The organism is Rhizobacter sp. P1_G5, assembly GCF_056405435.1.
Genome location: NZ_JBFUCB010000236.1, coordinates 1 through 8,485 on the forward strand (window position 1 = coordinate 1; position 8,485 = coordinate 8,485).

The following is an 8,485-nucleotide window of genomic DNA, read 5'->3' on the forward strand; positions in this document are numbered from 1 at the left end:
TCCTGGACCAGGGCAGCGAGGGCGCCTGCACCGGCTTCGGGCTCGGCTGCGTCATCAACTACCTGCGCTGGCTGAAGGCGAAGACGCCGGCCCGCTTCGAATCGGTCAGCCCGCGCATGCTCTACACGCTGGCGCGCCGCCACGACGAATACGAAGGCGAGAACTACGAGGGCTCCAGCTGCCGCGGTGCGCTGAAGGGCTGGTTCAACAACGGCGTGTGCCTGGAGAAGGACTGGCCCTACCAGGCCGACAAATCCGACACCGCCCGCTACGGCTTCGCAACGCGGGCCACGCAGAACACGCTGGGCGTCTACTACCGCGTCGACACGCAGTCGATCACCGACATGCAGGCGGCCATCGCGCAGCACGGCGCGGTGTTCGTCTCGGCTTTCACGCACGACGGCTGGGACGGCGTGCCCGACGTCGCCGCCGAACCGAAGGGCCATGCCGACCTGCCGCTGATCGCGTTCGACGGCAGGCCGTCGAAGGATGGCGGCCATGCGTTCGCGCTGGTCGGCTTCAACGACCGCGGCTTCGTGCTGCAGAACTCCTGGGGCCGCGACTGGGGCGCCGGCGGCTTCGCGACGCTGTCGTACCTCGACTGGCTGGCCAATGCGATGGACGCCTGGGTCGTCGCGCTCGGCGTGCCGGGCGTCGTGGCCGGGCGGCTCGCGGTGGCGCAGCCGGGTGCCAAGAGCACCGGCGCGAAGCGCGGCGAGGCGAACCGCAGCGGCTGGTGGGACAGCGCGCTCGCGTACCGGCACAGCGTCGTGCTCGGCAACGATGGCCGCGTGAGCCGCTACCTGACCGAGGATGAGCAGCCGCGCAAGCTGCAGCAGCAGGCCTACGCGCTGCCCGACCAGTGGTTCCGCAGCCAGCCCGACGGCCCCGGATCGGGACCGAAAAGGCTGCTGCTGTACGTGCACGGCGGCCTGAACAGCGAGGCCGATGCGATCAAGCGCGCCAGCGCGATGGGCCGCTACCTGCTCGGCAACGGCTGCTACCCGCTGTTCCTGGTCTGGAAGACCGGCATGCTCGAATCGATCGGCGACATCCTGTCGGACGCCTTCCACCGCGAACCGGCGCGCGCCGGTGCCGGCGAATGGCTGACCGACAAGACCGACCTGCTGATCGAGAAGACCATCGGCCGCCCGCTCGCGAAGCCGATCTGGAGCGAGATGAAGGAGAACGCGCAGCTCGCGTTCTCGCCGCGCCACGGCGGCGAGCTGCTGCTGGACGCGATCCAGTCGCTGGCGGCCACCTGGGGCGCGCAGTTCGAACTGCACCTGGTCGGCCACTCGGCCGGCTCGATCGCGCTCGGGCACTTCCTCAGCGCGCTCGCGCAGCGCCAGCACGCCGGGCGCGACGACGGCCTCGCGCAGCGCCTCGCGTCGGTCAACCTGTATGCGCCGGCCTGCACCGTCGCGTTCGCGAACCAGCACTATGCGAGCGACGCACGGGTGATGGAGCGGCTGCACCTGGACGTGTTGTCCGACAAGGTCGAGCGCGACGACAACGTCGCGTCGATCTACCGCAAGTCGCTGCTGTACCTGGTGTCGAACGCGCTGGAAACCGACCTGCGCACGCCGATCCTCGGGCTCGATGCCGTCAACGACGCCGCGTTCGCCGGCTGGGACGGCTCGTCGGACACCGGCGAGGCGCTGGCCACCTGGCGCGCCGCGGCGGCCGATGCGCAGCTCGCGAAGCGCACCCAGCTCGTCACCAGCGACCGCATCGAGACGGCGATCGGCAGCGACGGCCAGCCGGTGCTGATGCGGGCCTCGCACGGCGGTTTCGACAACGACATCGAGGTCGTCACGCGCACGCTGCAGCGCATCCGCGGCAGCGCACTGGCCTTGAAGGTGGACGACCTGCGCGGCTATTGACGGGCCCAGGGGCGTCCGCTCCTACAGGCATCCGGTTCCACGTCCGACGCGCAGCGCCGGGCGTGGCCGCGATGATCGGCGCCATGGACATCACGCCGATCCCGTATGACCCGTCCTTCGAACACGCCGAGGAGGACGAGGGCGCGGTCTGCGACCAGATGATCGAGACGATGCGTGGCATCGCGCAGACCACGTTCTCGCACGCCGGCCACGGCCTGCGCGGTGTGCATGCCAAGAGCCACGGCCTGCTGCGCGGCGAGTTGCGCGTGCCGGCCGGGCTGCCGGCGGCGCATGCGCAGGGCGCGTTCGCGCAGCCCGGTGAATGGCCGCTGGTGATGCGGCTGTCGACGATCCCCGGCGACATCCTGGACGACGCGGTGTCGACGCCGCGCGGCATGGCGATCAAGCTGATCGGCGTCGACGGCGTCCGGCTGCCGGGCAGCGAGGGCGCGTTCACGCAGGATTTCGTGCTGGTCAACGGACCGGTCTTCGGCTCGGCCGGGCCGAAGCAGTTCCTGGCCGGCCTGAAGCTGCTGGCCGCCACGACCGACCGCGCGCCGACGCTGAAGAAGGCGGTGTCGGCGGTGCTGCGCGGCGCCGAGAGGGCGATCGAGCAGGTGGGGCTGCAAAGCGGCACGCTGAAGGCGCTTGGCGGACACCCGCAGACGCACCCGCTCGGCGACAGCTACTTCAGCCAGGTGCCGATGCTGTGGGGGCCGTACATGGCGAAGATCGAGGTGGTGCCGGTGTCGGCGGAACTGCAGGCGCTGACCGGCGCGCACGTCGAGATGGAAGACCGCCCACAGGCCCTGCGCGATGCGGTGATGTCGCACTTCGCCCGAGCCGGCGGCGAGTGGGCGCTGCGCGTGCAGCTCTGCACCGACCTCGAGACGATGCCGATCGAGGATGCGTCGGTGCGCTGGCCCGAGGACCAGAGCCCGTTCGTCACCGTCGCCCGCATCGTGATGCGGCCGCAGCTCGCGTGGACCGAGGCACGCTCGGCGGCGATCGACGACGGCATGTCGTTCAGCCCGTGGCACGGGCTYGCGGCGCACCGGCCGCTGGGCGCGGTGATGCGGGTGCGCAAGCGGGTCTACGAGATGTCGGCGCGCTTCCGGGCCGAGCGCAACGGCGTGCGGATGGCGGAGCCGCGTTCCGCCGACGACCTGCCGCCCTGACCGAGGTCAGGTGCGCGGCACGACCGCCGTGACCTCGATCTCGACGCGGGCGCGCGGCTCCATCAGCGCACTGACCTGCACCGCGCTCATCGCGATCGTGTAGCTGCCGACCAGTTCGCGGAACACCGCGCCGACCTCGCGGCCGCGCGCCAGGTACTCGGCACGGTCGAGCACGTACCAGGTCATGCGCACGATGTGCTGCGGCGCCGCGCCGCCCTCGGCCAGCACCGCGCAGACGTTGCGCAGCGCCTGCCGCACCTGGTCGACGAAATCGTCGCTCTCGAACTCGCAGCGCTCGTTCCAGCCGATCTGGCCGGCGACGAACACCAGCACGCCCTCGGCGGCCACACCGTTCGCATAGCCGCGCGGCGGCAGCCAGCCGGGGGGTTGCAGCACTTTCATCCTGATGTCTCCTCTGTGTGTGTACGCCGGCTTCGACAGGCTCAGCCCGAACGGGAGTGGGGCTCAGCCCGAACGGAGCTTGAAGCGCTGCAGCTTGCCGGTCTCGGTGCGCGGCAGCGCGTCGCAGAACTCGATCGCACGCGGGTACTTGTAGGGTGCGATCGCCTGCTTCGCGAAATCCTGCAGCGCCTTCACCATCGCCGCGTCGCCAACCTGCCCCGGCCGCAGCACGACGAAGGCCTTGACGACCTGCCCGCGCTCGTCGTCGGCCACGCCGACCACGCCGCACTCGGCCACCGCGGGATGCTGCAGCAAGGCAGCCTCCACCTCCGGCCCGGCGATGTTGTAGCCGCCCGAGATGATCATGTCGTCGGTGCGCGCCTGGTAGACGAAGTAGCCGTCGTCGGTCTGCAGGTAGGCRTCGCCGGTCAGGTTCCAGCCTTCGCTCACGTACTGGCGCTGGCGCTCGTCGGCCAGGTAGCGGCAGCCGGTCGGCCCCTTGACCGCGAGGCGCCCCACCTGCCCCGGCGGCAGCGGCCGGCCCGCATCGTCGAGCACGCAGGCGCGGTAGCCCGGCACCACCGTGCCGGTCGCTCCCGGCCGCGCATGCGCCTCGTCGTGCGAGATGAAGATGTGCAGCAGCTCGGTCGAGCCGATGCCGTCGATGATCTCGATGCCGCTCGCCTGCTTCCACAGCTGCCGCGTCGCCGCGGGCAGCGCCTCGCCGGCCGACACGCACTGGCGCAGCGACGACAGGTCGTGCGCGGCAAGCTGGCCGGCCATCGCGCGGTACGCGGTCGGCGAGGTCACCAGCGTCGTCGCGCGGTACTGCGCGATCGCGGCCGGCAGCGCATCCGGCGCCGGCCGCTCGACCAGCACCGTCGACGCGCCCACCGACAGCGGGAACAGCAGCAGCCCGCCGAGCCCGAACGTGAACGCGATCGGCGGGCTGCCGATGAACACGTCGTCGGCCGTCGGCCGCAGCACATGGCGCGGCCAGCAGGCGCAGGCGGCCATCACATCGCGGTGGAAATGCAGCGTCGCCTTCGGCGCCCCGGTCGTGCCGGACGTGAAGGCCATCAGGCAGGTGTCGTCGGCGGCGGTGCGGGCGGTGTCGAACTGCGCCGGCTTGCCGGCCATGCGTGCCTCGAGGCCGCCGTCGCGCTCGGTCATGAAGTGCAGCACGTGCACGAGCGTCGGGCACTGCGGGCCGGCCAGCGCGAGCTCGTCGGCCAGCCGGATGTCGCACAGCGCATGGCTGATCTCGGCCTTGTGGACGATCTGCACCAGCTCCTTCGCGCGCAGCAGCGGCATGCTGCCGACCGCGATGCCGCCGGCCTTCACGACGCCGAACCAGCAGGCCGCCAGCATCGGCGAGTTCGGCCCGCGCAGCAGCACGCGGTTGCCGGGCACGAGGCCGAGGTCGTCGACCAGCACGTGCGCGATGCGGTTGGCCTGCGCCTGCAGCTGCGCGTAGGTCCAGCGCACGCCCTGCCCCTGCACACAGAGTCGGTCGCCGTGGCCCTCGTCGACCCAGCGGTCCAGCAGTTCACGAGCGCAGTTCAGCTCGCCGGGAAACTGCAGCTCCGGCAGGTCGAACACCAGCTCGGGCCATTGATCGCGCGGCGGCAGGTGGTCTCTGGCAAAGGTGTCGACGTGCGCAGACATCTCACGTTCCTTTCAGCAGCTCGCGGGCAATGATCAGTTGCTGGACCTCGGTGGCGCCCTCGTAGATGCGCAGCGCACGGATCTCGCGGTACAGCGTCTCCACCGTGTTGCCGCTGACGACGCCGGCGCCGCCCCACAGCTGCACCGCGGCATCGATGACCTGCTGCGCGCCCTCGGTGGCGGCCAGCTTGGCCATCGCCGCCTCGCGCGTCACGTTGCGGCCCTGGTCGCGCTGCCATGCGGCGCGGTAGGTCAGCAGCGCTGCGCTGTCGACGGTGGTCGCCATCTGCGCGAGCTTGGCCTGCGTGATCTGGAAGTCGGCGAGCGTCTGGCCGAACATCTTGCGGGTCGTCGCGCGCTGCAAGGCTTCATCGAGCGCACGCCGCGCGAAGCCGAGCGCGGCCGCGGCCACCGAGGTGCGGAAGATGTCGAGCGTGCGCATCGCGAGCTTGAAGCCCTGGCCCGCCTCGCCCAGCCGCTGCGCCTTCGGCACGCGGCAGCCGTCGAAGCGCAGCCTGGCCAACGGGTGCGGCGCGATCAGCTCGATGCGCTCGGCGATCTGCAGCCCCGGCGTGTCGGCATCGACGATCAGCGCGGTGATGCCGCGCGAGCCGGGTGCCTCGCCGGTGCGCACGAACAGCACGTAGAAGTCGGCGATGCCGCCGTTCGAGATCCAGGTCTTCTCGCCGTCGAGTACATACGCATCGCCGTCGTCGCGCGCCGCGCAGGCAAGCGCCGCCACGTCGGAGCCGGCCTCGGGCTCGGACAGCGCGAACGCCGCGATCGCCTCGCCGCGCGCGACCCGCGGCAGGTAGCGCTCGCGCTGCGCCGGCGTGCCGTCCAGCGAGATCGCGCCCGAGCCGAGGCCCTGCATCGCGAACGCGAAATCGGCCAGGCCGTGGTGGCGCGCCAGCGTCTCGCGCAGCAGGCAGATCGCGCGGGTGTCGATCGCGTCACCCGGCTTCTCGGCAATCGCGTGGCGCAGCCAGCCGGCCGCGCCGAGCTGCTTCACGAGGCGTCGGCAGGTGGTGTCGACATCGTCGTGCGGCACGTGCGCCAGGTGCTCGCCGCACCAGCGCGAGAGCGCCTGCTCCAGCGCCGCATGGCGCGCCTCGAAGAACGGCCAGTCGAGGTGCGCGCCCATCAATCGCCCTCGAACACCGGCTTCGACTTCGCCGCGAACGCCTCGTACGCGCGTTGGAAATCCTGCGTCATCATGCAGATCGCCTGCGCCTGCGCCTCGGATTCGATCGCCTCGTCGACGCCCATCGCCCACTCCTGGTGCAGCATGCGCTTCGTCATCGCATGCGCGAAACCGGGCCCGGCCGCGATCTCGCCGGCCCAGGCCAGTGCATCGGCCTGCAAGGCCTCCGGCTCGCTCAGGCGATTGAAGAAGCCCCATTGCAGCGCCTCGTCGCCGCCCAGCGAGCGGCCGGTGTACAGCAGCTCCGATGCGCGCCCCTGCCCGACGATGCGCGGCAGCAGCGCGCAGGCGCCCATGTCGCAACCGGCCAGCCCGACGCGCGAGAACAGGAAGGCGGTCTTGCTGCGCGCGGTGCCGACGCGCAGGTCCGATGCCATCGCGATGATCGCGCCGGCACCGGCGCACACGCCGTCGATCGCCGAGACGACGGGCTGCGGGCAGGCGCGCATCGCCTTCACGAAATCGCCGGTCATGCGCGTGAAGGCCAGCAGGTCGGGCATCGCCATCTTCGTCAGCGGACCGATGATCTCGTGCACGTCGCCGCCGGAGCAGAAGTTGCCGCCGGCGCCCTGCACGACGATCGCGCGCACCTCGTCGACCTGCGCAAGCGTGCGGAACAGGTCGCGCAGCTCGGCGTACGACTCGAAGGTCAGCGGGTTCTTGCGCTCGGGCCGGTTCAGCGTGATCACGCCGACGCGGCCGTGCAGCGCCCAGCCGACATGCCGCGGCGCGATCGCGGCAGCGCTTTGCCGGTTGCCGGACGCGAGGTGGGAGTCCATAGCACGTGTCATGTCTTCTCCTTCGGCTTGGTCTTCTTCACCGGCTTCGCAGGCAACGCGCTGTCGATGCCGGCCAGGTGCCGCTTCAGCACCGAGAGCAAGTCCTGCACCTGGGTCTTCTCGTCGGCCGACCAGCCGGCGAACAGCTCGACGACCCACTGCTCGTGCGTGGCCGCCATGCGCCGGAACTGGCGGCGGCCGGCCGGCGTCAGCTGCACCGCGAACGAGCGCCGGTCGTCCGGGCGCGGCACGCGGCGCACCAGGCCTTCGGCTTCGAGCTGGTCGGTGATGCCGGTCACGTTGCCGCCGGTCACCATCAGCCGCTGCGACAGCTCGCCCATCGCCAGGCCGGCGGGCTCGCGCTCGAGCTGCGCCAGCAGGTCGAAGCGCGGCAGCGTGGTCGCGAACTCGCTGCGCAGCCGGTTGCGGATCACCGACTCGATGCGGTTGCTGCACGACAGCAGGCGCAGCCACAGCTTCAGGGCCTGATGGTGGTCGTCGATGACCCGCGATTCGAGGTCGCTGATGTCGGAAATCACATCACCTCCCCGCCGGCCACGGCGATCGCCTGGCCGGTGATGCTGGCCGATTCGCGCCGGCACAGCCACAGCACCGCCTGCGCAACCTCGTCGGGCTGCACCAGCCGGCCCTGCGGGTTGGCTGCGGCCAAGGCGTCGCGTGCCGCGTCGGCGCTGCGCTGCGTCTTGCTGGCGATCTGCTCGACCGCGCGGGCGACGATGTCGGTGTCGGTGTAGCCGGGGCAGACCGCGTTGACGGTGACGCCCTTGCGCGCGACCTCGAGCGCGAGCGCCCGCGTCAGGCCCAGCACGCCGTGCTTCGCGGCGCAGTAGGCGGCGACATAGGCGTAGCCCTTCAGCGCCGCGGTGCTCGCGATGTTGACGATGCGGCCGAAGCCGCGCTCGGTCATGCCGGGCAACACCTGCCGGGTGCACAGGAAGGTGCCGGTCAGGTTGACCTGCAGCAGGCGGTTCCATTGGTCGAGCGTGGTGCGGGCGAAGGGCTGGCTTTCGACCTGGCCGGCGTTGTTGATCAGGATGTCGACGGGGCCAAAGGCTTCGGTGGCTTGGTGGAATGCGGATTCGACACTGCCGGGGTCGGTGATGTCGGCGCGGGCCTTCGATACCTCAGGCTGAACGGGTGATGTGTGTTCGTTCGTCCGCGTGCCCGCCACCCCCGTTCGGGCTGAGGTATCGAAGCCTCGCCCCAACCGCCCCACCGCCGCTGCCAGCCGGGCCTCATCCCGCCCCATCACCGTGACCCGCGCGCCCTCACGCAGCAACACCGCCGCGATCGCCTCGCCGATCCCGCTGCCTCCCCCCGTCACCACCGCATGCAATCCGGTCAGCG

General features: G+C 71.1%; 8 protein-coding genes. 2 read left to right on the forward strand and 6 right to left on the reverse strand.

Annotation, left to right across the window (positions count from 1 at the left end; translation table 11 throughout):
- A partial coding sequence (locus tag AC1D12_RS17090) for a C1 family peptidase (protein ID WP_477841726.1) occupies positions 1-1,886 on the forward strand: 1,886 nt, incomplete at its 5' end.
- 83 nt (positions 1,887-1,969) lie between these two features.
- Positions 1,970-3,064: a catalase family protein gene (locus tag AC1D12_RS17095; protein ID WP_477825628.1), complete on the forward strand. Its 1,095-nt coding sequence runs from the start codon at positions 1,970-1,972 to the stop codon at positions 3,062-3,064.
- A 6-nt stretch (positions 3,065-3,070) separates the two neighbouring features.
- On the opposite strand, the gene AC1D12_RS17100 is transcribed toward AC1D12_RS17095, so the two are convergent.
- The 6 genes from AC1D12_RS17100 to AC1D12_RS17125 all read right to left on the reverse strand — a co-directional run bounded on the left by AC1D12_RS17100 (position 3,071) and on the right by AC1D12_RS17125 (position 8,483).
- Positions 3,071-3,466 carry a RidA family protein gene (locus AC1D12_RS17100; RefSeq protein ID WP_047500657.1) on the reverse strand — a complete coding sequence of 132 codons (396 nt, stop codon included), beginning with the start codon at positions 3,464-3,466 and terminating at the stop codon, positions 3,071-3,073.
- A 63-nt stretch (positions 3,467-3,529) separates the two neighbouring features.
- Positions 3,530-5,134 carry an AMP-binding protein gene (locus AC1D12_RS17105; RefSeq protein WP_477841728.1) on the reverse strand — a complete coding sequence of 535 codons (1,605 nt, stop codon included), beginning with the start codon at positions 5,132-5,134 and terminating at the stop codon, positions 3,530-3,532.
- A gap of 1 nt (position 5,135) precedes the next feature.
- Entirely contained in the window at positions 5,136-6,278 is a 1,143-nt protein-coding gene (locus AC1D12_RS17110) for an acyl-CoA dehydrogenase family protein (RefSeq protein ID WP_477841730.1), read from the reverse strand.
- Positions 6,278-7,129, reverse strand: a complete 852-nt coding sequence (locus tag AC1D12_RS17115) for an enoyl-CoA hydratase family protein (protein ID WP_477841732.1) — start codon at positions 7,127-7,129, stop codon at positions 6,278-6,280. Before AC1D12_RS17115 ends, AC1D12_RS17110 begins: the two co-directional genes overlap by 1 nt.
- A complete protein-coding gene (locus AC1D12_RS17120) occupies positions 7,126-7,656 on the reverse strand; it encodes a MarR family winged helix-turn-helix transcriptional regulator (RefSeq protein ID WP_477841734.1) in 531 nt (176 codons plus the stop codon). Before AC1D12_RS17120 ends, AC1D12_RS17115 begins: the two co-directional genes overlap by 4 nt.
- The gene (locus AC1D12_RS17125; protein ID WP_477841736.1) at positions 7,653-8,483 is read right to left on the reverse strand and encodes an SDR family NAD(P)-dependent oxidoreductase; all 831 of its coding nucleotides are present in this window, start codon (positions 8,481-8,483) and stop codon (positions 7,653-7,655) included. Before AC1D12_RS17125 ends, AC1D12_RS17120 begins: the two co-directional genes overlap by 4 nt.
- Positions 8,484-8,485 lie beyond the last annotated feature (2 nt).

Bases quoted from the DNA above. Each gene is read 5' to 3' on its own strand.
- AC1D12_RS17110 (WP_477841730.1), bottom strand. From the start codon at position 6,278: ATGGGCGCGCACCTCGACTGGCCGTTCTTCGAGGCGCGCCATGCGGCG.
- AC1D12_RS17115 (WP_477841732.1), bottom strand. From the start codon at position 7,129: ATGACACGTGCTATGGACTCCCACCTCGCGTCCGGCAACCGGCAAAGC.
- AC1D12_RS17100 (WP_047500657.1), bottom strand. From the start codon at position 3,466: ATGAAAGTGCTGCAACCCCCCGGCTGGCTGCCGCCGCGCGGCTATGCG.